At 67.1% G+C, this 23,481-nt stretch carries 19 protein-coding genes; 8 read left to right on the forward strand and 11 right to left on the reverse strand.

What is annotated here, in order from left to right:
* Window positions 1-11: 11 nt before the first annotated feature.
* Window positions 12-728 (reverse strand): response regulator transcription factor, encoded by a 717-nt coding sequence (locus AAHB16_RS30095; protein WP_342052693.1) that lies wholly within the window; start codon window positions 726-728, stop codon window positions 12-14.
* Between the two features lie 329 nt (window positions 729-1,057).
* Here AAHB16_RS30095 and AAHB16_RS30100 point away from each other — a divergent pair, with 329 nt between their 5' ends.
* Window positions 1,058-1,810 (forward strand): sensor histidine kinase, encoded by a 753-nt coding sequence (locus AAHB16_RS30100; RefSeq protein ID WP_342052694.1) that lies wholly within the window; start codon window positions 1,058-1,060, stop codon window positions 1,808-1,810.
* A 15-nt stretch (window positions 1,811-1,825) separates the two neighbouring features.
* On the opposite strand, the gene AAHB16_RS30105 is transcribed toward AAHB16_RS30100, so the two are convergent.
* The 7 genes from AAHB16_RS30105 to AAHB16_RS30135 form a co-directional block, all read right to left on the reverse strand.
* Window positions 1,826-3,526, reverse strand: a complete 1,701-nt coding sequence (locus AAHB16_RS30105; protein ID WP_342052695.1) for an FAD-dependent oxidoreductase — start codon at window positions 3,524-3,526, stop codon at window positions 1,826-1,828.
* A gap of 178 nt (window positions 3,527-3,704) precedes the next feature.
* The gene (locus AAHB16_RS30110) at window positions 3,705-4,184 is read right to left on the reverse strand and encodes a BON domain-containing protein (protein ID WP_150376578.1); all 480 of its coding nucleotides are present in this window, start codon (window positions 4,182-4,184) and stop codon (window positions 3,705-3,707) included.
* A 304-nt stretch (window positions 4,185-4,488) separates the two neighbouring features.
* Window positions 4,489-4,851 carry a hypothetical protein gene (locus AAHB16_RS30115; RefSeq protein WP_150376576.1) on the reverse strand — a complete coding sequence of 121 codons (363 nt, stop codon included), beginning with the start codon at window positions 4,849-4,851 and terminating at the stop codon, window positions 4,489-4,491.
* A gap of 18 nt (window positions 4,852-4,869) precedes the next feature.
* On the reverse strand, window positions 4,870-6,054 hold the full coding sequence (locus AAHB16_RS30120) for an MFS transporter (RefSeq protein ID WP_191002292.1): 1,185 nt from the start codon (window positions 6,052-6,054) through the stop codon (window positions 4,870-4,872).
* Between the two features lies 1 nt (window position 6,055).
* Window positions 6,056-6,769: a hypothetical protein gene (locus AAHB16_RS30125; RefSeq protein ID WP_150376572.1), complete on the reverse strand. Its 714-nt coding sequence runs from the start codon at window positions 6,767-6,769 to the stop codon at window positions 6,056-6,058.
* Window positions 6,770-6,884: 115 nt separating this feature from the next.
* Window positions 6,885-8,057 (reverse strand): tripartite tricarboxylate transporter substrate binding protein, encoded by a 1,173-nt coding sequence (locus AAHB16_RS30130; RefSeq protein WP_342052696.1) that lies wholly within the window; start codon window positions 8,055-8,057, stop codon window positions 6,885-6,887.
* A 113-nt stretch (window positions 8,058-8,170) separates the two neighbouring features.
* Window positions 8,171-9,217, reverse strand: coding sequence for an alpha/beta fold hydrolase (locus tag AAHB16_RS30135; RefSeq protein WP_446718149.1), 1,047 nt, complete (start codon window positions 9,215-9,217; stop codon window positions 8,171-8,173).
* 152 nt (window positions 9,218-9,369) lie between these two features.
* Between AAHB16_RS30135 and AAHB16_RS30140 the strand changes: the two genes are divergently transcribed.
* The 3 genes from AAHB16_RS30140 (at window position 9,370) to AAHB16_RS30150 (ending at window position 12,478) form a co-directional block, all read left to right on the forward strand.
* Window positions 9,370-10,320, forward strand: coding sequence for a LysR family transcriptional regulator (locus tag AAHB16_RS30140; protein ID WP_150376566.1), 951 nt, complete (start codon window positions 9,370-9,372; stop codon window positions 10,318-10,320).
* 134 nt (window positions 10,321-10,454) lie between these two features.
* Window positions 10,455-11,129, forward strand: a complete 675-nt coding sequence (locus AAHB16_RS30145; protein ID WP_342052697.1) for a protein-L-isoaspartate(D-aspartate) O-methyltransferase — start codon at window positions 10,455-10,457, stop codon at window positions 11,127-11,129.
* Window positions 11,126-12,478: an erythromycin esterase family protein gene (locus tag AAHB16_RS30150; RefSeq protein ID WP_342052698.1), complete on the forward strand. Its 1,353-nt coding sequence runs from the start codon at window positions 11,126-11,128 to the stop codon at window positions 12,476-12,478. Before AAHB16_RS30145 ends, AAHB16_RS30150 begins: the two co-directional genes overlap by 4 nt.
* Before the next feature lie 5 nt (window positions 12,479-12,483).
* Here the strand turns inward: AAHB16_RS30150 and AAHB16_RS30155 are convergent, their stop codons facing one another.
* Window positions 12,484-13,542, reverse strand: coding sequence for a linear amide C-N hydrolase (locus tag AAHB16_RS30155; protein ID WP_342052699.1), 1,059 nt, complete (start codon window positions 13,540-13,542; stop codon window positions 12,484-12,486).
* Between the two features lie 104 nt (window positions 13,543-13,646).
* Window positions 13,647-16,331, reverse strand: a complete 2,685-nt coding sequence (locus AAHB16_RS30160) for a tannase/feruloyl esterase family alpha/beta hydrolase (protein ID WP_342052700.1) — start codon at window positions 16,329-16,331, stop codon at window positions 13,647-13,649.
* 295 nt (window positions 16,332-16,626) lie between these two features.
* Between AAHB16_RS30160 and AAHB16_RS30165 the strand changes: the two genes are divergently transcribed.
* The 3 genes from AAHB16_RS30165 to treF all read left to right on the forward strand — a co-directional run bounded on the left by AAHB16_RS30165 (window position 16,627) and on the right by treF (window position 19,683).
* Window positions 16,627-17,139, forward strand: a complete 513-nt coding sequence (locus AAHB16_RS30165; protein WP_150377530.1) for a shikimate kinase — start codon at window positions 16,627-16,629, stop codon at window positions 17,137-17,139.
* Window positions 17,140-17,222: 83 nt separating this feature from the next.
* Window positions 17,223-17,993 (forward strand): SDR family NAD(P)-dependent oxidoreductase, encoded by a 771-nt coding sequence (locus AAHB16_RS30170; RefSeq protein WP_342052701.1) that lies wholly within the window; start codon window positions 17,223-17,225, stop codon window positions 17,991-17,993.
* Window positions 17,980-19,683 carry an alpha,alpha-trehalase TreF gene (gene treF / locus AAHB16_RS30175; RefSeq protein ID WP_342052702.1) on the forward strand — a complete coding sequence of 568 codons (1,704 nt, stop codon included), beginning with the start codon at window positions 17,980-17,982 and terminating at the stop codon, window positions 19,681-19,683. The genes AAHB16_RS30170 and treF overlap by 14 nt, the downstream gene beginning before the upstream one ends.
* A gap of 308 nt (window positions 19,684-19,991) precedes the next feature.
* Here the strand turns inward: treF and AAHB16_RS30180 are convergent, their stop codons facing one another.
* Entirely contained in the window at window positions 19,992-20,909 is a 918-nt protein-coding gene (locus AAHB16_RS30180; protein WP_342052703.1) for a 2OG-Fe(II) oxygenase, read from the reverse strand.
* A gap of 236 nt (window positions 20,910-21,145) precedes the next feature.
* Here AAHB16_RS30180 and AAHB16_RS30185 point away from each other — a divergent pair, with 236 nt between their 5' ends.
* On the forward strand, window positions 21,146-23,410 hold the full coding sequence (locus AAHB16_RS30185) for an alkaline phosphatase family protein (protein ID WP_342052704.1): 2,265 nt from the start codon (window positions 21,146-21,148) through the stop codon (window positions 23,408-23,410).
* Window positions 23,411-23,481 lie beyond the last annotated feature (71 nt).

Genomic DNA, 23,481 nt, shown 5'->3' on the forward strand with positions numbered 1-23,481 from the left:
GCACCGCGATGTCAGCCGGCCGCGCGCGCGGCCGGCATCGCGGTGGCGCGCGGCACCGCAAATGCGGGTTCCTGCCGCGCCGCCGCATCGCCCAGTTCGTGGACCATCTTCACCAGATCGGCGAACGTGCGCGCGGCCATCTTGCGCATGGCCTTGCTGCGATGGATCTTGATCGTGACCTCGCTGATGCCGATACGGCCCGCGATCTGCTTGTTCATGAGTCCCGACGCCGCCAGCAGCATCACCTCGCGCTCCCGGTCGCTCAGCGTCGAGAATCGCGCGCGCAGGTCGAGTCCGCACCGGAACGTGGCGCGCTTGCAGCGGTCCGCCTCGATGGCGCCGGACACCGCATCGAGGAACACCTGATCGCGGAACGGTTTGGTCAGAAAGTCATGCGCGCCTGCCTTCATCGCGCGAACGGACATCTCGATATCGCCATGCGCCGTGATAAAGATGATCGGCAGGTCGATACCGTGCAGCCTTAAATGTTCCTGCAGATCCAGGCCGTTGGTGCCCCGCAGCCTGACGTCGAGGACAAGGCAGCCCGGCAGGTCCTCGAGCTCGCTCTGCAGAAACTCCTGCGCGGCAAGAAAGCCGCGCGAGGCAATGCCGACCGACCTCAGCAGGTCCGCGAGCGCGCCATTCATATGGGGGTCGTCGTCAACGATATAGACGAGCGCATCGGGCAGGACGCGCTCGCGTGACGGGAGGAGAAACGAGGGATTCACGGCGAGACTCCAGACTGCAATTGTTACGTCGATGGAGTCTAGGTATCGTGAAAATACGCGTCAAGACGGAAACCGGGACGTTCAAGTTTCCGTACGCGCAACAATCATCGTATCCCTCGCCGGGAGCGAGGCATGGCGCGAAATCTAGCAGCGCGACGCCCGCGTGGCTGCCGTCCAATGGACGGAGGTCCTACACCTTGCGGATAATCGCCGTCGGGACGCAGTCGGCAGTAATACAGGGATATCTGTCATTTACCGTGCGTCCGGCGTCCTCGTAACATCGCCGCACCCAACCCACACGAGGCCACGAGGCCGGCATGACATCCCCCATGACCACACCGACCCGACCTCTGCTCACGCCCGAAGAGCGCGCCGCGCTGCGCGGGGCACGCGTGTCGATGCTTGGCGAACTCTGCGCGACCGTGGTCCATGACGTGCTGCAGCCGATCTCCGCGAGCGTGATGCGTGGCCATGCCGCCCTGCGCTGGTTGCGGCTCTCGCAGCCGGACGTGCCCGAGGCCATCGCCGCCATCGAGCGCCTGATCGTCGACGCCGACCGCGCGATGGAGGTGGTGACGCGCTTTCGCGCCATGGCGAGCGACAAGCCGGGGGCGCCCGAGACCCTCGTGCTGAATGCCCTCACGCGCGAGTGCCTGGCATGGCTCGACCATGAGTTCGACCGCCATCGCATCGCCGTGGAGACCATGCTGCCGCGCGACGACCTGCGGTTGCTCGGCGAACGCGTGCCGCTGCAGCAGGTGCTCGTCAACGTGCTGATGAATGCCATACAGGCCATGGCGATGGCGCGTCCGGCCGACGACAGCAGGCGGCTGCGCGTGACGCTCGCCCGCGTGGGCCGCGAGGCCGAGATCGCCGTCCAGGACAATGGCCCGGGCCTCGACGACGCCGTCATGGCACGCATGTTCGATGCGTTCTATACGACGCGGCCGGACGGCATGGGCATGGGACTCGCCATCTGCCGCACCATCGCGCATGCGCATGGCGGCAATATCCGTGCGGAGCGGCCGCGCGAAGGCGGCGCGCGCATCGTCATCCGTCTGCCGCTGCTCGGCATGCCCTGAGGAAAGCCCTTCGCTTCAGACCATGGCGTGCGCGGCGAGGTAGGCGTGGATCTGCGACACCACGGCCGCGCCCTCGCCCACTGCCGTAGCCACGCGCTTGGTCGACCCCGACCGCACGTCGCCCACGGCAAAGATGCCGGGCACGCTCGTCTGCAGCGAGCCGCTGCCCGCCTGTCCCCGCTCGGCATCGAACCCGGTCACCACGAAGCCCTTTGCATCGAGCCGGATATCGCAATCGCGCAGCCACCGCGAATTCGGCTCGGCACCCGTGAACAGGAAGACGTGGCGCACGGCCATATGCGTACGCACGTCGGTGTCGCGATGGCGCAGCGTCACGTCGTCCAGCTGATGCGCGCCGCCCAGCGCCTCCACTTCCGTATGACAATGGACGGTGATATTGGGCTGCGCGGCGATCCGGTCGATCAGATAGCGCGACATGCTCTGCTCGAGTCCCGGACCGCGAATCACCACGTGGACATGCGCGGCATGCGTGGCCAGATACACCGCGGCCTGCCCCGCCGAATTGCCACCGCCCACGAGCACGACCTCCTGCTTCGCGCAGAGGCGCGCCTCCACCGGCGACGCCCAGTAATAGACGCCCCGTCCCTCGAACTCGGCAAGCCGCGACAGCGGCGGCCGGCGATAGGCGGCGCCGCAGGCGATCACCACGGCGCGCGTGCGAATGCACCGCCCATCCGTGAGCACCACCTGATGGGTCTCGTCACCTCTGCCGCTGCATTGCAGCCGGTCCACCTCGAGCGGTATCGCGATATGCGCGCCAAATTTCTGGGCCTGCGCGAACGCGCGGCTCGCAAGCGTCTGCCCGGACACGCCCGTCGGAAAACCGAGATAGTTCTCGATGCGCGCACTCGCGCCCGCCTGGCCGCCCGGCGATAGTGAATCGAGCACGGTCACGCATAGCCCCTCCGACGCGGCGTACACGGCAGAGGCCAGTCCCGCGGGACCCGCCCCGACGATCGTGACGTCGTAGACCTGCTCGGGCTGGAACTCCGGCAACAGGCCGAGGCACGAGGCCAGTTGCCCCGCATCGGGCCGGCGCAGCAGGTTGCCGCCCGGGCACACGACCAGCGGCAGATCGTGCGGCGCGCACGTATCGGCCGCGAACATCCGCGCCGCATCGGCGTCCGCGTCGATGTCGATGACCGTATGCGGATGATTGTTCCTGCGCAGGAAGGCCTGCAGCAGCGACATGCGCGAGTCGTTGCTGCGGCCGACGAGAATCGGACCGCGTCCGCGCTCGATCAGCGCCGCGCGGCGCAGGATCAGCGCGCGCATGATGCGCTCGCCGAGCTCGGCTTCCGCCACGAGCAACGCACGCAGACGTTCGGGAGGTATCACCACGGCGGTGACCGCATCGAGCGCAATGCCATCGACAAGCTCGGGGCTGCCGGACAACTGGCCGATCTCTGCAAGGAAATTGCCCGGTCCATGCTCGGTGACCAATGCCGCGCGCTCGAGGCCGTCACGCTGCAGCACGCGCACATGGCCTGCCAGCACGAGGATCATGCCCATGCCGGGGCCGCCGGTGCGCACGACGTAGTCGTCCGCGACCCACTCGCGCCGGATGCCGAACGCGCTCACGCGTTCGATCTCGGCCGCGGTCAGGCAGGGGTACATCTGGTGACGCCGCAGCATCAGCGGCGAGTAGACGGCGCCCTCTTCCGCAGTGGGCAGGTGGTCGAGGTTGTGGCTCATGGAAATTCTCCGTAACGCTTGAGAACATATTGCGTCATGGCGTGCCACACGAATGGTGTTTTCCGGGAAACACCATGTCCTGCCGAACTGGAAAAATCAGGTCGAAAAAAAGCCGCGGCACCAATCGTGTGTCGCGGCTTCGCGGCATGTTGCGCCGCGCATCAAGGATCCGGTTGAATTAACGCGACGAAACCTTGAGCGAGTCGTTGACCGAGGTCACGCCTTCCACCGAACGCACGGTGCTCAGCGCGAGCTCATGCTGTTCCTTGGAGGGCACGGTACCCGTCAGGTTCACGACGCGGTCCTTCGTCTTGACGTGGATGCCCGTGGACTTGAGGTCCTTGGTGGCGAGCAGCTTGGTCTTGACCTTGGTCGTCAGCGCGCCGTCCGTCACGCCCTGCTTGGCGTTGTCGGCCGTGTTCTCGACCTTGTCGCCGAGCTTGGCATCGGTGGTGGCGGCAGGCAGCTTTTCCTTGTCGCCTTCCGTATGGCCCGGCATGCCCGGCGCATTGTTGGCAGGCGGTGCCTTGCTGTTATCCGAGGTGGTGGCCACCTTGATGAAACCACCACCGCCCATGTCCAGGGCGTGAGCACCGCCAGCGAAGGCGAGTGCTGCGGCGACGGCAACGATACGAAGGGTCTGTGCAGTCTTCTTCATGGCTCTCTCCTGAGTGCTTGGGATTGTTTGCAACGACGGTACGAGACCGTTACGACCATTACTGCAAATCCCGGGCCAGCCCGAAGACACCCGTGAAATCAGGCACAGACGGGACTTGTTCGGATATCGGAAAGCGAGCGCGGCGCCTGGCATGTAAAAACACCGCACGCGTTGTAAATCGCGGTGCTTGCGATGCCTCGCATGCGTTACCTGCGGGCCTGTCAGATGAAAGAGGACACACATCTTCCGCGTGGCACGACGCTTGCAACGAAAGGACCGCGGCATGCTCGCCGCGTCATGGAGACTAGCGATGGGACAACAGGGACAGCAATCGGGAAATCAATCCCAATCGGGCCAGAACCAATCGGGCCAGAAGCAGCAGGAACAATCGCAGCAGCCCGGTCAGCGCGGTAACCAGCAAGGCGGCATGCAAGACGACAAGCAGCGTCAGGGTGGCGGTCAGATGGGCAACCAGGATCAGCGCCCGGGCCAGTCGCAACAGCAGGGCGGCCAGCAGGGCCAACAGGGCCAGCAAGATCAGCGCGACCAGCAGCAAGGTAACAAGCAGCAGTAACTGCGAAGCTCCCCCCGGGCCTCGATGCGACATCTCCACGGTTGTCGCAACGCAATGAGGTAAGACGAGGCCCACGGCCGGGACATCCGTCATGGATGTCCCGGCTTCTTTTTATGCGGTGACGCGCGTGGGCGCGTCCGCCGCGCGTTCGGCACGCGAGCGCGCGAGCATCATCGCGGACGCCATCCCCACCACGCACAAGGCTGCGGGCAACAGGAACGCCCGGCCGCCGACGCTTGCGAACAGGAAGCTGCCCGCGTAGACGCTCGCTGCGGTGAGCAAACCCGTGAATGCCGCATAGACACCGGTGCTGCTCGACAGGACATTGGCCGGCATGCGTGAGCGCATGTACTCGGCCGCGCCAAGCTGCGTGAAGCCAAGCGTCGCGCCCTGCAGCAACTGTGCGATCACGGCGACCTCCATGCGCGGCGCCATGCCGATCAGCGTCCAGCGCAACGCGCTCGCCGCGCACGCCAGGGCGATGAGCCTTGGCGCGCTGGCACGCGCGACGATGCGTGCGCCCACGGTGAACACGACGATCTCCGCGACCACGCCGAGCGCCCAAAGATAGCCGATGGCCGCGCCGGAGAATCCCTCGCGCTTCCAGAACAGCACGCCATAGCTGTAGAAGAACCCGTGGCAGGCCTGCGATACCGCGGCGCTGCACAGGAACAGCATGAACCCTGGGCGCCGCAGCACCTGCATGATCGGCCCCTGCACGCGCTGGCCCACGCGCACGGCATCGCCGGGCAACGCGAGGCCGACGAGGCCCTGCGCGATATAGGCCACGAGGAACACGATCGCGATGATGTCGGTGCCCGCGCGATCGACGAGCCAGCCGAGCACGATGGACATGGCCACCACGGCCATCGAGCCCGCGCTGCGCAGGCGGCCGAAGTTGAGGCCGTGGCGCGCGACACCGGCGATGGCGATGGACTCGCTGAGGGGCAGCAGGCTGGCGGAGCAGGCGCGCGTGGCCAGGAACACCAGCAGCACGCCGACGAAGCCGTCGGCGAGGGTCAGCATGGCGGCGCTCATCGCGGAGGCCGCCACCATCGCGAGCAGAATCGTCTTGCGGCTGCGGGCCTGATCGGCCATCGCGCCGATCATCGGATTGACCAGCACGGCGAGGCCCGCGCCGAGCGCAAGCACGAGGCCGGTCTGCTGCTCGCTCAGGCCCTGCGCGCGGATCCACAGCGGGAAGAAACTGATGGTGATGGCAACGGGCGCGTAGAGCGACACGTAATACAGGTAGAAAGCCGCGCTGGTGCGGCGTGGATCGGCAGGCAGGGACACGTCAGGCAGGACGAGGGTTGGTCACGGGGACTTCGCGCGGCACGAGTTCGCGCACGCAGGCGTCGCGCGCCTGGCTGCCGGCAGCCAGGATGTACGGCGTGATCGACCGCATGAGCCGCGCAAAGCCGTTGTCGCGCAGGAATGCCGAAATTTCGGGCGATTGCGCAAAGCGGTTCATTTCCTCGACCTCGTCGGCGGTGAAGCTGCTGCGGTCGACGGACTTGTTCTGGATGACGAGGTCGATCATCTTGGTACCGAATCGCGATTCGAACACCACGGAAAGTTCGGTCGGTAGCATCGGCTCGGTGAACGTCAGCGCGAACGCGGGACGCACCACCTGCTCGAGCATCTCGGGCGTGAGCTTGGCATGCGCGCACGCGGCGAGCTTGTCCTTGGGAATCGGACCGACCTTGTCCGGCATGCGCGCGAATGCGCGGTCCATGCCGACGATCATGAGCCGGCTCACGTTCATCGCGCGGATCAGGCGCGTGAGCGCGGTGTTCATGTCGATGACGGTCACGCCGTCGGCGGGTGCGCTCCGTGCGGCATCTGGCTGCGGGGAGGCGGCCGCCGGCGGTTGGGATTCGGTGGGGGGATCGGGCTGCGGGGCCAGTTGCTGGGTCTCGGCAAAGGCCGGCGCGACGGCGGCCATGCACGCGCAGGCTAGCGCCAGGCTGGACAGCCTGGAAACCGTACGGCGAACGATGCCCCTCATGATTGACCCCGTCGTGCGCGACCACGGCACGCGCCGCGGCATCACAGCGACGATTGTAGAGAGGATTCGGCCACTTGTGCGCGGGGCGTTGTGCGTGTGCGCACGCCGCGGCCGTTCAGGCGATCCGGTGCGACACCAGCGCCACCGCCTGACGCCAGATTTCCCGTTGCCGGTCGAGGTAGTCGATGGCCCGGGCGCCGGTCAACCCCAGCGGCTCGGCGCCATCCTGCCCCAGCCGGCGCTGTAGGGCGGCGTCCAGCAGCAGCCGCTGGAAGCGGCGCGATAACGCGGCGCACTGGGCACGCGTGACGCTGGGCGCGGCCAGTACGCCGTACCAGGCGTACTGCCACATGCCGTCGATACCCGCCTCCGCGAACGTCGGCGTGGCGGGTGCCAGCGGGCTGCGGGTCCGGCCCGTCACCGCCAGCGCGCGGACGCGCCCCTGGCGCATCAGCGGCAGCGAGGCCTGCAGCGTGCTGACCAGCATCGTCACATGGCCGCCCTGCAGGTCGATGAGCGCCCGGGCGCTGCCCGGATAGGGGATATGGGTCATCGTGACGCCCGCCTCGTGGCACATGAGCTCGCCCACGAGGTGCGCGCTGGAATGGATGCCGAGCGAGGCGTAGGCGAGTTCGCCCGGCTGTTGGCGGGCCTGCGCAAGGCGCGCGCGCAATGCCGCGATGGCGTCGCCACTGCCGAACCGCGCGCCGTCGCCGCCGATGAGCAGCACGTGAGGGGTGCTGGCGACCACGGCGATCGGCTGAAGCGCGGGCGGCACGCGTGCCCCGCCCGGGGCGCCCGGGAGGGCCACCGCGCCGCCATCGACACGAGGGGCGCCACCGGCGGCGCGGCTGGCCATGCCGGGGGCCGATCCCGCCTGCGCGTTCGGATTCGGCAGCAACGGACTGATACTCACCGAGCCGACCGTCCCGAGCAGCAAGGTCTGCCGCTGCGGACCCGCACGCACCACCTCGTTCAGCGCGACCTGCCCCGCCGCGCCGGGGCGGTTCTCGACCAGCGTCAGCACGCCGTCGCCAGTCAGGCTGTCCGCGAGCAGGCGCGCGATATGGTCCGCTCCGCCGCCCGCGCCATAGCCGACCAGCATATGAATCGCCGCGTCGGCCGCCCACGCCTCGGACCCGCCGCGGGCAAGCGGCAGGCAGGCGAGCGCGGCCAGCAGCCGTCGGCGGGCGACATCTGGCGGGATGCTTGCGGGAGTGCGATACGGCGGCGGGTCTGGACGCGTCTTGGCGCGGCTATCGGAACCGGGCCACCCGGGGAGAGGCATGAGGCTGGACCAAAGGCGAATGCTCGCCGCATGGTAGCACCGCACTCCAGGTGCCGCCTCCGGGCAAACCCGGTTGCAACCAGCGTGGCTGCACGGACCGCTGGCGGCCAGCCTCAGCCGCCCCCCGCCGGCACGCAGGCCGCCCCCCTCGAGTCTGCCCCCGGGTCCGTGCCGAACAGCGCCCTCGCCCCGCACTGGGACCCAAACATCCGTGACTGGTCGTGGCCCACGCCCTCGACCTCGAACGCCTCGTGCCGGATCACCTCCCCCGGCGCCGCCAGCAGCCGCTCGTAGCGCATGTAAGCGCGCGCCCGCATCAGCCGCGTCGGCCCCTCGGCCTCGGCGCCGCACGATTTATCGAGCAAGCGATGGTTCGGATCGTTGTCCGCCGAGCCGACCATATAAGTCACCTGCCGGCCCATATACCGCGTATAGAGCGCCATCCCATCCGCCCCCCGCGCATACGGCACCATATTCTGCACGCCATACCGGTACCGGTCGTAGTTCGCACACACGGCCGTGTCGTACGGCGCAAACCGCTCGTAATCGGGCGCCACCGGCCGCACCGGCGTGAAATACAGATACGAGGACGGGTTCGCCACGACATAGCGCAAGGTCACCCCGCTCGCCCGGATGCGCTCGTCCACATTGTTGAGCACCGCATAGCGATGCACGATCTGCGCGCCCGCCGAGTGCCCAGCCACCACCACCTCCCTCACCCGCGGCAGCCGCGCCCGATCGGTCACGAACGCGACGAGGTCGTCCAGCACCTGGAGCGAACTCAGCGGCACCGAAATCCCCGACACCGCGTCCTCGCCCGCGATCCACCCATCGGTGGTCCAGTGCGGCATATCGGAAAACCGCTGGCCATCGGCCCGGCCCGGAAAGTTCGGCGCCACCAGCAGGACTTCCGCCGGCGGACGCCCGCTGGCCTTCAACAGCGCCTCGCCCGCCGCGTAATAGCTGTCCCCATTTCGCCTGAGCCCATGCTGGATGAACACCACCTCCCGGATTCCGCGCAGATCGCCATCGAGCCGATGGTTCGCATAAACCGGAAAGTCGTAGCCGGCGCCCTGCCCCAGATGGACACGCTGCCATTGAGGTTCGGCCGCGGAGGCCAGCACATGGCTGCCCAGCAGGATGACAGCGGTGGAAAGCAAAGCACGCAGGCGCACGGCATCTCCTTGCAGATGGGGGGACGTACGGTGGGGGACGTACAGAAGGGAAAACGCCCATGGCCCTCGCTCCGATGACCGACGTAGGATGTATACCTCCAGGCTTTCTTATATTTTTTCCATATACATAGACCACCATGGAGTTGAGACACCTCCGTTATTTCCTTGCCGTGGCCGAAACCGGGTCCGTCACGCGCGCCGCCGAGCAGCTCGGCATCCAGCAGCCGCCGCTGTCCCAGCAGCTCAAGGCGCTCGAAACCGAACTCGGGGTCACGCTGTTCGAACGTCAGCCGCGCGGCGTCGCCCTCACGCCGGCCGGCACTGCCCTCCTCGACGACGCGCAGGATCTGTTCGCGCGCATCGAACGCATGCGTACCCGCATGCAGCGCATGGCCCGCGGCGACGAAGGCGCGCTGGCCATCGGCTTTACGAGTTCGGCCGCCGCGCACAAGCTCACGCCCGAAGTCCTGCGCGCCTGCCGCCGGCAATTTCCCCGCGTCACGCTGTCGCTGTCCGAGCGCAACGCGGCCGAGGCGATCGAGCAACTGGCCGACGGCAAGCTCAGCGCCGCGTTCGTGCGGGCGCCGGTCCAATACCCCGAAGGCGTCCAGTTCGACCTGCTGCTCGAGGAAGAACTCGTGATGGCCCTCCCGCTCGACCACCCGCTGCTGCGCAAGCGCAGTGCCGCCGGGGTCGCGACGCACACACCGGTCTCCCTGCGCGAACTGGCCAACGATCCGTTCATCCTCGTGCGCCGCCCCGGCGCGCCGGGCATGTACGGCGATCTGCTGCGCGAATGCGAAGCGCTGGGCTTTACCCCACGCATCGGCGCGGAAGTCGAACGCATGCTGACCAACCTGAACCTCGTTGCGGCCGGCGCGGGCGTGAGCGTCGTGCCCGCGTCGATGGCGGGCCTGAACCGCCACGGTGTCGCCTACTGCCGCATGGTGGAGGCGGACCGCCTGCGCGCGCCGCTGACGCTCGGCTATCGATCCGCCGACCAGGACCCCGCGCTGGCGGCGCTCGTGGCACTCACGCATCGTATTGCGGCGCGGCATCGAAAACGGGGGGAAGAGGGCGCAACCTGAAGACGGGAGAAACTGCACCCCTGCACCTCCAAACTACAAAACGCGCCGCGTCGGCGGCCCTCCGCTGCGCCCCGCGCGGTGGCAGGAATCTTGCGCGCCCCTGAAGGGACATTCCCCGTCAGGAGACTCATGCCATGAGTACGCTCTGCGAGCGCCGTGGCCGCATGGTGGAAATGCAACTGGCACGCCGCGGCATTCGCGATGCGGCCGTGCTGCGTGCCATGAACGAGGTGCCGCGCGAGCGTTTCGTCGCGGCCGACCTCGTCGATAGCGCGTACGACGATGCGCCGCTCGGCATCGGTGCCGGCCAGACCATCTCCCAGCCCTACATCGTCGCCCGCATGGTCGAGGCCCTGCAGCTGACGCACGTCAGCCGCGTGCTCGAAATCGGCGCGGGCTCCGGCTACGCCGCCGCGGTGATGGCGCGCATCGCCGCCCACGTCACCACGCTCGAACGCCACCCCCGGCTCGCCGACGCCGCACGAGAATGCCTGCGCACGCTCGCGGTGGACAACGTCGATGTCCACGCGGCCGACGGCACGCTCGGCTGGCCCGACGCCGCGCCATTCGACGCGATCGTGGCGGCCGCCGGCGGTCCGCGCATTCCCGAGGCATGGATCGACCAGCTCGCGCCGCAAGGCACGATGGTCATGCCGCTCGGCGATACGCTCGGCCGCCAGGAACTCGTGCGCATCACGCGCGATGACGATGGGACGCTGCGTCGCGAGGATCTCGGCCCCGTGGTCTTCGTTCCGCTGGTCGGCGCGCAAGGCTGGCAGGCCGACGCCGATCGGGAGACGCTGCCATGACGCAGGGGCTCAGCAGCGTCGCTGGACGTAACATATCGGAGATGATCGCGGCCGCCGCGCTACCGTTGCCCGATCTCGACCGCCCCGCGTTTGCCGAATGGATCGATGCATTCGCCGACTGCCGCGTGATCCTGCTCGGCGAGAGCACGCACGGCACGGCCGAGTTCTATCGCGCGCGCGCCCGCATCACCGAGGCGCTCGTCACACGACACGGCTTCGACTTCGTCGCGGTGGAGGCGGACTGGCCCGATGCCGCCGCCATCGATCGCCATATCCGCCAGCGGCCTGCGGTGCCCGGCGGCGACGAGGCGCGTCCGTTCTCGCGCTTTCCCACCTGGATGTGGCGCAACACGGAAATCGCGCAACTGACCGACACGCTGCATGCGATCAACGCCGAGCGTTCCCCCGCCGATCGGGTGGCGTTCTACGGGCTCGATATCTACAGCATGCGCGCCTCGATGGCCGCCGTGCTGTCGTACCTCAACCAGATCGATCCCGCGGCGGCCGCGCTTGCGCGCGAACGCTATGGATGCCTCGATCCGTGGCGCAGGGCGCCATCGGCCTATGGCCGCGCGGTCATGACGGGCGCGCTCGACACCTGCGAGCGAGCGGTACTGGCGCAGCTGCGAGACCTGCTCGACAAACGCCTGCACTACGCCGAAGCCAATCGCGATGCGTTTTTCGAGGCCGCGCAGAACGCGCGTCTCGTCGCCTCGGCCGAACGTTACTACCGCATCATGTATCAAGGCTCGGCCGAAGGCTGGAACCTGCGCGACACCCATATGTTCGAGACGCTGATGCAACTGCTGACGCTGCACGGCAGCAAATCGAAGGGTGTCGTCTGGGCGCACAACTCGCATATCGGCAACGCGGCCGCGACCTCGATGGGCACCGAGCGCAACGAAATCAGCCTCGGCCAGTTGTGCCGCGACGAACTCGGTACGCAAGCCGCACTGATCGGCCTCGATACCTACATGGGCACGGTCACCGCCGCCTCGGACTGGGACGGTCCCACGGAGACGAAGACCGTGCGCCCCGCGCGCGCGAACAGCTACGCGCATCTGGCGCACGATGCGGGACTCGCGCGCGCGATGCTCGACCTGCGTGCCGGCGCCACCGGACCGGGCGCGGCAGGCGATACGCTGCGCGCGGCGCTCCTCGCCCCGCGCCAGCAGCGCTTTATCGGCGTGATCTATCGCCCCGAGGCCGAATTCCAGAGCCATTACATGGAAACGGTCCTGCCGCATCAGTTCGATGCCTGGCTGTGGCTCGCCGAGACCACCGCCTTGCAGGCGCTCCCCGCCACGCCACGCGCGGGCGTGCCGGATACCTGGCCATTCGGCCTCTAGCGACGCTAGCGACGCGCGACCGCCGGCGAAAGGAACCCGAACGCCGGCGCCGGCCGGAAGTCGCGCAGCGCGTCGCCCGCATGGACGATGCGCTGCTCCGGCCCCAGATCCAGCCGCATGACCTTGCCCGTCTCGCGCGAGAAATCGACCCGCTTGAGATCGACCCAGAACGTATTGGGCGTCAACGCCGATTCGAAGAAGTACAACTGCCGCTTGTGGTCGGCCACCGTACGCCAGCGCGTGGACGAGATATTGGGCTCGTCCGGCGTGGTCAATCCAAACGGGACCGACACGTTGCGGATCACGCTGAACACGCTCGCGAGCGCGACGACGGGGTCCTCGCTCTTCGGAATCGCATTGACGTAGAAGCTCGCGCGCGCAAAGCGGTCCGACGAGCGATTGGTCCCCGGCAGGAACGTCGTGCCACCGATATTCTTCCAGTAGGTGTTGAGCGCAAGCTGCTCTTCGAAGATCGGCGAGTTCGTCATCACCTGGTACGCGCGGTCGTGATGGATGACCTGCCGGCCGTCGATGTACTCGACGATCGCGCTGTCGCCCGTGCTATCGGACATCGACAGATGCAGCGTCGCCAGGCGCGATTCGCCGGGAACGTTGTCGGTGACCACGGTGAACGGCTCCGTGCGTAGCGCGGCCACCGCCTCTCGCACGGTGCCGAAGTTGTCCAGCACGTACTGGCCCCAGGCAGCCAGCGACAACAGCGGCCGGCGGCCATCGTCGGCCGGGTATTTCGATTCGACGAGCCACAGCACGTTGACCGACAGTCCCGCTTCGTTGAGCCCGTCCGTCGTCGAGATGTCGTAGCCGGACGCGACCACGCTGCCGTAACGCGAAGTCCACCGTATCGAGCGCGGCCCCGCCGCGCCGTCGCGCTGCATCCCGCGCGGGAAAATCCACAGGTTGGTCGCCACATCGGACTTCCAGTCCATCGACCGCGCCGTGATCACGTCGCCGTCGTTGCCGATATAGACGAACCGCGTACAGGACAGGGCCGTTGCCGGCCACGCCAACACCATTGCGAACAGCAGCACAACGCATCGTTTCATGCCGGCCTCCGGAGCGTGGGGATCGCCGTGCCATTCTAGTCATAAAAAAAGGGCCCCGCAGGGCCCTTGAAGATCGATTCCGCGACGTATCGTGATGACGGGGTTCAGTTCAGCAGCCCGATCTCGAACTTGTTGCCGAACGAGCCGAACAGCAGGCCGCCGTTGTTCAGGTAGGTCGCCGCGACACCGCCACCGGCCGTCATCACGCCGAGCACGGGCTGGTTGTACGTCAGCGCGCCCGCGGTGCCGTCGCGCGTGATCGACGTCCCGGCCAGCTGCGAAGCGAACTGCGAGCCGTCCGTCGACATCATGCGGAAGTTGCCGTCCGCCGAGCCCACGGCCGTGGCGGTCTGCTTCGCATAGACGCTCATGCCGAACGACGTGGCGCTGCGCGTCAGGATCAGCGGCACCGGCGTCCCGTTGACCAGGCCGCCCACCACCGAGCCGATGGCCGTTCCGCCGGTCGTACCCGTGGTCGCGCCCGTATCGAATGCATCGAACGCATTGCGCGAGGCGTTCCACGCGATATAGCCCTTGGTCGTCGTCGCGCAGGCCGCGTCATAGACGATGTACCCGTTGACCGGATCCTTGCACGTCTGCCACGTTGCGGCCGACGAGCGCATGCGTGCCGAGCCGTTGACCACCGATACCGTGCCGCCCGTGTTCAGGATGCCGTTGACGTTGTAGATGTCCGCCACGGCCTTGTAGTCGGAGGTCGTGTTCTGGAATGCCACCAGCGGCAGGAAGCCGCCACCCGATGCGGGTGCCACACCGCCGGCAAGCACACCGCCGCCGGTCAGCGTGAAGCGCGCGCCGTTCTCGTCGCTGTTGTACGTGCAGCCGCTCTGCAGCGTAAGCTGGCCGGTGCGCACCGTCGCGGCCGGACGCTGCAGGCTGGCGTCGATCGTCACCGTGTAACGCAGCGTGGCCGGGTCGATGCGCACGGACAGTTCTTCGCCGTTCGTGTTGCCGCCCTTCCACGTGGTAGCCACCGTCGGCATGTTCAGGCAGGCCTGCACCGCGCCGGAAGCGCCTTCGCACGTGTAGTTGATCGCGGCGTCCGCACTGCCCGCGCCCTTGAACTTCGGCCATGCCGGGTACTGGCACAGCGGACGCGTACGGCCATAGGTGCCCGCATTGGTGTCCATGACCTGCATCGTGCCCGGCGCCACGCCCATCTCGACCCAGTTCTCGAGCGCGGTCAGAGAATTCCATGCCGGCACGAAGCTGCCGGTGCCGTGGCCCATGCCCGGGACCGTGTAGAAACGAATGCCCTGATCGACGGCTGCCTGGCCCACCGTGGTCGTCACGGCCTTGAACCATGCAATCGTCGAGTTGGGGCTGATGACCTCGTCGGCCAGGCCGTGCAGCAGGATCAGCCGGCCGCCATTGGACAGGAACGGCGCGATATTGGGATTCGTCGCGTCGGTCTGCGCGGACACATCCTGCACGCGCGAGGTCCAGCTGCCGGGGCTTGCCGGATCGAACGTCAGGGTGTCGAACGTCGCGTTACGCGTGACGAAGTACTTGGTCCACTGGTCGCCCGTCACGTACATGTTGGCGTCCGCCGTCGTGGCCGGATTGCCGGGCACCGCGCGCGTGCCGAGGTCGCGCGTCGTGAACGGGCCCGCTACCAGCGCGCCTTCGAGGATGTTGTAGCCGCCGGCCACCGTGACACCGTTGGCGAGCGGATAGGTGAGCTGCAGCGGCTGCTCGATGACCTTGACCGTCGCGATCTGCGCGAGCGAGAGGCAGGTGTCGCCGGTATCGGTACCGCCCGGGCATTGCAGGCTCTGCAGCACCTGCATCGAGCTCAGGCGGCAGCCCTCGACGTTGCTGATGACCTTGTCGGCCACGCCGTCGAGCGTGTCGCACGCGGACATCACCGCGTTCTGCACGAGCAGCGTCTTGTTCAGGTTGAGCCAGCCGGCACCGCCGTTGAGGTACAGCGCGCGGCCCAGTGCAACGTTGGAGAGGCGCGTGCCCGTGTAGTTGAGCGCGGGCTCGTTGGCGATCACGCCCGTGTAATCGGTCGGCCAGCGCTGGATATAGCTGAGCGCGTCGCGGCCGCCGGTCGAAGTACCGAGGAAGTACGCGCGCGTGGGGGCCTTGCCGTAACGCTGCTGGATCAGCGCGAGCGCCACGTCGTGGGTCTTCTTCAGCGTGTCGCCGCCGTAGTTGCGCAGTTGCTCGTCGTTGGTCGCGAAGCGGCCATCGGTGATGCTCGTGCTCTGGTGGCCCGAGTCGTCGCCCCATGTCGCGTAGCCGCGCGAAAGCGGCGCGGGATCGTCCGGCAGCGCGAAGCGCACGGTCTCGGTACCGTCGATCAGCGTGCCGTCGAAACCGCCGCCGCCGAACTGGATGCCCTTGCCGTTCCACTGCGTCGGCAGGTTGACCGCGAAGTTGATGCTCTGCGAGGCGGCGTCCACGGGCGCGATCGCGCCACGCACCTGGCAGTATTCGCCGAGCTTGTTGCCGGTGGCATCGGCCGCGACGAGCGTGGCGGCCGTTACCTTGGCGCCGCCCGTGGCGAGCGCGATCTGGGAGGGACCGACCGCGACGCTGGCCAGTGCGGAACAGGCTTCCTGCGCGCTGAGCGTGGGCGGCGGATTGCCGGTGCCGGTACCGGGGTTGCCCGGGTCGGACGGATTACCGCCCGCGGGCGGCGGCGTGGTCGAGCCCGTGGCGGGCGCGTCGTCGCCTCCGCCGCAGGCACCGAGCAACAGGGTCGCCGCGAAAGCGGCTGCCAGCAACGCATAGCGCCGCTGGCCGGATGTTCCGGTGGTCATGATCTGGTCTCCTCCATGTGTATCCGGTCGAGTGGCCGGCTTTCACTGGTATTTCGCTTTGGACCGTGACGGTATCACCGGGAGGGTGCCACGTAAAATATATGTATCCCGCAGTATCGATACTTGCAACGTATAGCTACGCCAAACGGATTGCCGGCCCAGTCGGTGACAGCCTGCGTTTTCCCCCCTTGATTCATGACGCCATCGTGATACCGTTGCGAAAGCGCACGACACGTCGCTCCAGCAGGCGGCGACAACGATCTTGGACGACGACAATCTTTTCCTCATCGGATTCATGGGCGCCGGCAAGACCACCATCGGCCGTGCGGTGGCGCGCCGGCTCGAACGGCCGTTTTTCGATACCGATCACGAGATCGAGTCGCGTTGCGGCGTGCGCATTCCCACGATCTTCGAGGTCGAGGGCGAAGAAGGGTTTCGGCGCCGCGAAACCCGGATGCTCGACGAACTGACGCGGCAGCGCGGCATCGTGCTCGCGACCGGCGGCGGCGCGGTGTTACGGGAAGAGAATCGCGAAATGCTGCGCACGCGCGGGCGCGTGGTCTACCTCGATGCCTCGCTGGCCGAGGTCTGGCGCCGCACGCGGCGCAACCGCAATCGTCCATTGCTGCAGGGCGAGAATCCCCGCGCGCGCATCGAGGCGCTGTACCGCGCGCGCGAACCCATCTATCGTGAACTGGCGCACCTCGTGATGCCCGCCCACCAGGGCAGCGTCGAACAGGCCGCGACCATGGTGCTGCGGCTGCTGGGGCTGGAGCCGCCCGGCCCCACGCCGTGCGGCTTTGGCTGACAGAAGAGTCAGACTCGCCGCCGTGAACTTTGCCCGGCATCCGTCGCTCTCACTGTGATCGGGTTCCATGCGAAAGGGCTTTCATGCGACTGCAGGGCAGGACTGCACTTATCACGGGCGCCGCGGCAGGAATCGGCCAGGCGATCGCACTGCGGCTCGCGCAGGAAGGCGCGGACATCGTGGTCGCCGCGCATCATGACAACGCGCAATCGCAGCAGGTCATCGAGCAACTCGCGCAAACCGGGCGCCGCGCGTTTCTGGTCAGCGGCGATGTGGGCAAGGTGGCCGACGCCCGTGCCATGGTCGAGGCAGGCGTGCAGGCGGCCGGCCGGCTCGACATCCTCGTGAACAACGCCGGCGTCGAAGTCCGCGCGCCGTTCTCCGACGTGTCCGAGGCCGATTACGATCGCGTGCTCGACACGAACCTCAAGGGACCGTTTTTCCTGACGCAGGCATTCGTCAGGCATCTGCAGCAGGCAGGCCAGTCCGGCGGCCGCATCATCAATATCAGTTCGGTGCACGAGGAACTGCCGTTCCCGCACTTTACGAGCTACTGCGCCAGCAAGGGCGGCCTTCGCATGATGATGCGCAACCTCGCGATCGAGCTCGCTCCGCTAGGCATCACGGTCAACAATATCGCGCCCGGCGCCATCGAAACGCCGATCAACCGCAACCTGATGTCGGATCCGAAAGAACTCGACGCGCTGCTGCGCAACATCCCGCTCGGCCGACTTGGCCAGCCCAACGATGTCGCGGGCCTGGCCGCCTTCCTCGCCAGCGACGACGCGGCCTATATGACCGGCACCACGTTGTTCGTCGATGGCGGCCTGCTTTGGAACTATGCAGAACAATAATCCCGTAGGGCATCCATCCGGCACCGCGCCGCGCCACGCGCATTGCCATTCGCTTGCACCGTCGATCACGCACCTGCCGTGCCCCGAACCCCGCACACTCCACGGCTGCGCCTCGGCGGACGCGGTATCGCCCGCGGAACGTTATGCCGAGCTGTTCGTCGATGTCCAGTCGAGCGGGCTGTTTGCCGACAGCAAGACGTTTCCGGACTGCGCCCCGCTCGAACCGCCCGATGTCATCCTCGCGCGCTACCGCGAGCAACGCGATGCGCCGGACTTCTCGCTGCAGCGCTTTGTCGAAGCACATTTCGCGCGCGAGCAACTGCCCGACGACCATTACGAATCGGACCCGAACAGCTCGCTGCGCGAGCATATCGATGATCTCTGGCCGATCCTGACGCGCGAGCCGAGCGAGCATCCGCCCCTGTGCTCGCTGCTGCCGCTGCCGAAGCCCTACGTCGTTCCCGGCGGACGCTTCCGCGAGCTCTATTATTGGGACTCGTACTTCACGATGCTGGGCCTGTCCGCGAGCGGCCGTTACGACCTCATGCGCGCGATGGCGGACAACTTCGCATATCTGCTCGACACGTACGGCCTGATTCCCAACGGCACGCGCACCTATTACCTGAGCCGATCGCAGCCGCCGGTGTTCACGCTGATGGTCGATCTGTTCGAGGTCCACGGCATCGAGGACGCACTCGCCTATCTGCCGCAGCTCCAGCGCGAATATGCGTTCTGGATGGACGGCGTGTCGATCCTGCGGCCCGGCTCCGCGCATCGCCGCGTGGTGATGCTGCCCGATGGACGCATCCTCAATCGCTACTGGGACGATCGCGCGCATCCGCGCGAGGAAGCCTATCTGGAGGACATCGAGACCGCGCGGCGCAGCGGCCGGCCGGCGCACCTCGTGTTCCGCGACCTGCGCGCCGCGGCGGAATCGGGCTGGGACTTCAGTTCGCGCTGGTGCGACGCGCTGGATGCCGACGGAGCGACCTGCGCCGATCTCACGACGATCCGCACGACATCGATCCTGCCCGTCGATCTCAACGCGCTGCTATGGCACGCCGAGCGCAACCTCGCCGAACTCTCGGCCGCCGCCGGCGATGCCATTGCCGCCACGCGCTACAAGGATGCCGCTGCCCGTCGCGCCGAGGCGATGAACATGACGATGTGGGACGACGCGACCGGGACGTTCCTCGACGTGGACTGGCTCCGCGGCGAACGCCGGCCACAGCTTTCGGCGGCCACGCTGATGCCGCTGTTCGTGCAGCTGGCCAACCCGGAACAGGCCGCGCGCGTGGCCGAGGCGGTGGCCGTGCGGCTGCTCGAGGACGGCGGGCTGGCGACGACCGCCTCCCAGTCCGGCCAGCAGTGGGATCGGCCCAATGGCTGGGCGCCGCTCCAGTGGATCGGTGTGGTCGGGCTGCGTCACTATGGCCACGACGCGCTGGCCGACGACATCGCCAGCCGCTGGCTCGCGACGGTCGCCAGCCTGTACACGCGGGAATTCAAGCTGGTGGAGAAATACCGGCTCCAGCGGCACAGCGATGGTGCCGAGGGGGGCAGCGGGGGCGAGTATCCGTTGCAGGATGGCTTCGGCTGGACCAACGGTGTTGTGAGCGCGCTACTGCAGCATTATCCCGACCATCCGGCCGTGGACAGCCGCGCCGGGCATCCCGACAGCAACGGCTGACGCGTCCCCGGAATCGGCTGGAAACCTTGATGCAGTGCACGTTCCGGGAGTAACCGGACCGAGGTGCGGGGAACATTGCACGGAATTGCGTTCCTTTGTTCAGAATGCTGCAATGCGATGGGATTTAGCGCGTATTTCCCCCAAAGATTCCGCAACATCATGCAATAACTCAGCTGAGTTATTGGCGTGCCGCGCCCGACGCGTCACACTGTGGGCAGGGTCGTATCGACACGGCTCTAACGCACTTGGCAACTCTTGGTACCCCGACGGCCCCCGCGCGTCGGGGTATTTCTTTGTGCGGCCGGTTCTCACATCCCGCCCGCCATTCCCGCCGGCACGAAACGCCGCTGCCGCATCCATTTCGTCACCACCCATTTCTCGCCAGCCGTGACCTGCGACCCCGCGTGCAGCGTCCGCGCATCGAGCTGGCTGCGGGCGTCGCAGTACTCGAAATAGACCGCATTGCCTCGCCGGGGCACCACGCCGAAGCCGACCTCGGGGAATACCGTATCTCCGCCACCCGCGACGTCGTTGAGGTAGATCACCAGCGTGCTCACGCGCTGGCCGCTGCGCGCGATCGACGCCTGGTTGGCGGCGTTGCTCGGCATCAGGAAGTCGAAGTGCGGCGCGCTGCGGGCGCCTTCCGCATAGCGCAGCACCTGCAGCCCTTCGCCGTTCTCCACGGGCATCCCCATCAGCGCCGAGATCCGGCGATCGAGCCGCGCGACCAGCGGGTTCTCCTCGAGCCGAAAAAACATGCCCTCGCTCGTGCGGTTGCCGCTGACCATATCGAAACCCGTGGAAGGATCGACGGTGGTGGACGGCGTGAGGCGCGGCCGCGCCATCGCCACCAACGCCTCGCATTCGTCGCCGCTCAGCACGCCCTCGAGCACGGCGATCAGAGGCTTTTCCATGCGCGACACCACGCGCACGTCGCGGTCCGTCGTCGCGATGACGGGCCCCTTGCCGATGCGCGGGCCGTCGCCGGCAGCTACCGGGCCCGCGGCCACGGGCATGGCCACGTTCAACGCGCCACGCGGCATCGACAAGCCCTCCCGCTGCGCGCGGGCGATGGCGGCGACGAGCTGTCCCGCAATGCCCGCGTCGAACTGCTGCGCGGCCAGCGCATCCACGATATCGCCGGGGGTGTGGCCCGCGCCGAGGCTGCGCGCAATCCAGTCGCCGAGCGCGTCCGAGAAGTGAATGGTGGTCTGCTGGGTGGTCATGACGAGGGGCGCGTGGCGCCTGCCGGATAGCAACAGCCGCGCATTATTGCCGCGTGTTTCACCTGATGCAACGTCCAGACATTCAGCCACAGCCTCGTCATATAGTTTCATATGAAATTAAATTGTCATTTATGCACCCTACTATCGCGCCTGCCGCTACACGGCGCGACGGCATGCCACCGTCAGCTATCCCCTAGAGAAATCCCACGCTTCGCCGTTACAAGCAGAGGTCAGTCATGCACAAGAACACGCCATATCGTCATCTGGCTCAATCCCCCAAGGTCCGCACCGCTCTCACCGCACTGGCAGCGGCATCGCTGCTCGCCGCCTGCGGTGGCGACGATTCCACGAGCGCCAGCAACGGCACGCCCGGCGGCGGTACCACGCCGGCCTCGGTCACGGTACAGGGCAGCGTCGTCGGCGCGGCCATGAAGACCCCGACCGGCGTGGCCGCATCGAGCGCCGCGGGCGTCGACTACGCGAAGTCCACGACCGGTGACGACGTCGATCTGAAGCCGACGGCCATCGCGTACGGCAATGCCACCGTCTGCGCCGATATCAACGGCAACGGCGCCTGCGATCAGGGCGAACCCAGCACGGCCACCGCGCTCGACGGCACGTTCCGCCTGACCGTGCCGCAAAGCGTGACGGGCACGAGCCTCCTCGCCACGGTCGGCACGACCACCACGTTCGCCGATCCGAACCAGAATGGCAGGAACACGGCCGTCGCGAGAAAAATGGTTCTGCGCAGCGCGCCGGACCAGTCACTGAACGGCGCGAACGTCACCATCAGTCCGCTGACGACCGAAGTTGCGCGCCTGATGCAGGCCGAAAAGCTGACCTACGCCGACGCCACCGCGCGCCTGGCTGGCCGCCTGAGCTTCAACAACGACACGGCGCAAGCCACGGACGTCACGGTCAAGGCCGCGGACGTGGTCGCCAGCGCCGGCACCGTTGCCGACGCCAACGCCAGGAAGGCACTGCTGACCGAAGCCAACGCGCTGGCCAACCGCTTCGCGCTCGCCAGCACGATGCTGGACCGCGGCTATGCGTCGGACGCCAAGACCGATCCGGTCACCACACTGGCCGCCGCGCAGGACGCCGCGTTCAACCCGGAAGGCATTCCGCGCTATGACCACCTGTTCGTGGTGATTTTCGAGAACCACAGCAACCAGTCGATCGACAGTCCGTCGTACCCGAACCTGTATCGCTACCTGAACCAGGAAGGCAACAAGGCGGCCAACTACTTCTCCACGGGCAACCCGAGCGAGCCGAACTACATCTCGCTGGCCAGCGCCGACGACTGGGGCGTGTCCGACGACAGCCCGTGGAACTGCCTGCCCACGGGCAACACCGCCGACGCGCCGACCGACGCCTTCGTGCCGCTGAACGCCTGCACGAACACCGCGATCCACAACCTGAAGAACCGCCGCAACCTGTTCACCGCGACGTACAAGGCCGGCCTCTCGACGCGCGTCTACAGCGAGTCGATGGACCCGGGCCAGGATCCGCGCAAGGACGGCGCCGGCAACGCGGCCATCATGGGCGCGAACACGAGCAACGGCACCAATACGCTGGAGCCGATGATCAGCAGCCTGTACAAGACCAAGCACCACCCGGCCGTGAACTTCGACGACGTGCGCAACCGTCCCGACTTCTTCAAGAACCTGACGCGCTCGGTGGGCGGCGGTCAGTGGGACTCGGCCATCGACACGTACGCGAAGGCCAACAACATCACGTGGAACACGCATCAGTTCGAGGATGACCTGAAGAGCGGCGATGTGGGCGCGCTGAACTACATCGTGCCCGATCAGTGCGACGACATGCATGCCACCGGCTCGGCCGTGGCGAACTGCACGGGCGGCACGGCCATCATCAGCCGCGGCGACCTGTACGCCAAGTACCTCGTCGAGAAGATCCAGGCATCGCCGGTGTGGAAGAACCCGAACAAGCGCTCGGCCATCGTGATGATCTTCGACGAAGGCTCGAGCTTCTTCGGCAGCTCGTCGTGCTGCGGCTGGAATGTGGGTGGCCTGCAATCGTCGGGCGTGCCGCTCGGCGAGAGCAACACCACGCCCGTTCCGACCTATTCGAAGTCCAACCGCGGCGACGGCCCGACCATCTTCGGCGTGCTGACGAACCAGGCTGGCGCACCGAAGCAGGTCGTGGATTCGGACTCGTACAGCCACTTCTCGTTCGTGCGCACCATGCAGGACATGTTCGCACTGGCCGATCCGGGCGTGAACACGTCGTATATGAACCGCTCGAAGTACACCGAGAAGTTCATCGCCGACAACCTCGCGAATCTGGCCGAGTACTCGGGCAGCGGCGATACGCACTTCGATGCGGTACGTCCGATGAACCACAAGTACGTGACGAAGGCGGGCGACCGCGTCTCCGGTGGCGCCACGGCCGGTGCCGGCGGTAGCGGCAGCTTCAACAACGGCAATCTGGCTTCGGGTCCGGACAGCACGCAGACCAACATCTTCGCCCTGCGTTGAGCGTAACGATGTCCGTGGCCCGCCGGGCCACGGCCATACCCAACGCACATTGGGGTTGGGTTTTTTAACGC

The organism is Cupriavidus sp. OTU4054, assembly GCF_038440175.1.
GTDB classification, from domain to species: domain Bacteria; phylum Pseudomonadota; class Gammaproteobacteria; order Burkholderiales; family Burkholderiaceae; genus Cupriavidus; species Cupriavidus pauculus_D.

Bases quoted from the DNA above. Each gene is read 5' to 3' on its own strand.
- AAHB16_RS30110 (WP_150376578.1), bottom strand. From the start codon at position 4,184: ATGAAGAAGACTGCACAGACCCTTCGTATCGTTGCCGTCGCCGCAGCA.
- AAHB16_RS30145 (WP_342052697.1), top strand. From the start codon at position 10,455: ATGAGTACGCTCTGCGAGCGCCGTGGCCGCATGGTGGAAATGCAACTG.
- AAHB16_RS30130 (WP_342052696.1), bottom strand. From the start codon at position 8,057: ATGCCTCTCCCCGGGTGGCCCGGTTCCGATAGCCGCGCCAAGACGCGT.
- AAHB16_RS30170 (WP_342052701.1), top strand. From the start codon at position 17,223: ATGCGACTGCAGGGCAGGACTGCACTTATCACGGGCGCCGCGGCAGGA.
- AAHB16_RS30180 (WP_342052703.1), bottom strand. From the start codon at position 20,909: ATGACCACCCAGCAGACCACCATTCACTTCTCGGACGCGCTCGGCGAC.
- AAHB16_RS30100 (WP_342052694.1), top strand. From the start codon at position 1,058: ATGACCACACCGACCCGACCTCTGCTCACGCCCGAAGAGCGCGCCGCG.
- AAHB16_RS30185 (WP_342052704.1), top strand. From the start codon at position 21,146: ATGCACAAGAACACGCCATATCGTCATCTGGCTCAATCCCCCAAGGTC.
- AAHB16_RS30165 (WP_150377530.1), top strand. From the start codon at position 16,627: ATGGGCGCCGGCAAGACCACCATCGGCCGTGCGGTGGCGCGCCGGCTC.
- AAHB16_RS30105 (WP_342052695.1), bottom strand. From the start codon at position 3,526: ATGAGCCACAACCTCGACCACCTGCCCACTGCGGAAGAGGGCGCCGTC.
- AAHB16_RS30150 (WP_342052698.1), top strand. From the start codon at position 11,126: ATGACGCAGGGGCTCAGCAGCGTCGCTGGACGTAACATATCGGAGATG.
- AAHB16_RS30125 (WP_150376572.1), bottom strand. From the start codon at position 6,769: ATGAGGGGCATCGTTCGCCGTACGGTTTCCAGGCTGTCCAGCCTGGCG.
- AAHB16_RS30155 (WP_342052699.1), bottom strand. From the start codon at position 13,542: ATGAAACGATGCGTTGTGCTGCTGTTCGCAATGGTGTTGGCGTGGCCG.
- treF (WP_342052702.1), top strand. From the start codon at position 17,980: ATGCAGAACAATAATCCCGTAGGGCATCCATCCGGCACCGCGCCGCGC.
- AAHB16_RS30115 (WP_150376576.1), bottom strand. From the start codon at position 4,851: ATGACGGATGTCCCGGCCGTGGGCCTCGTCTTACCTCATTGCGTTGCG.
- AAHB16_RS30140 (WP_150376566.1), top strand. From the start codon at position 9,370: ATGGAGTTGAGACACCTCCGTTATTTCCTTGCCGTGGCCGAAACCGGG.
- AAHB16_RS30160 (WP_342052700.1), bottom strand. From the start codon at position 16,331: ATGACCACCGGAACATCCGGCCAGCGGCGCTATGCGTTGCTGGCAGCC.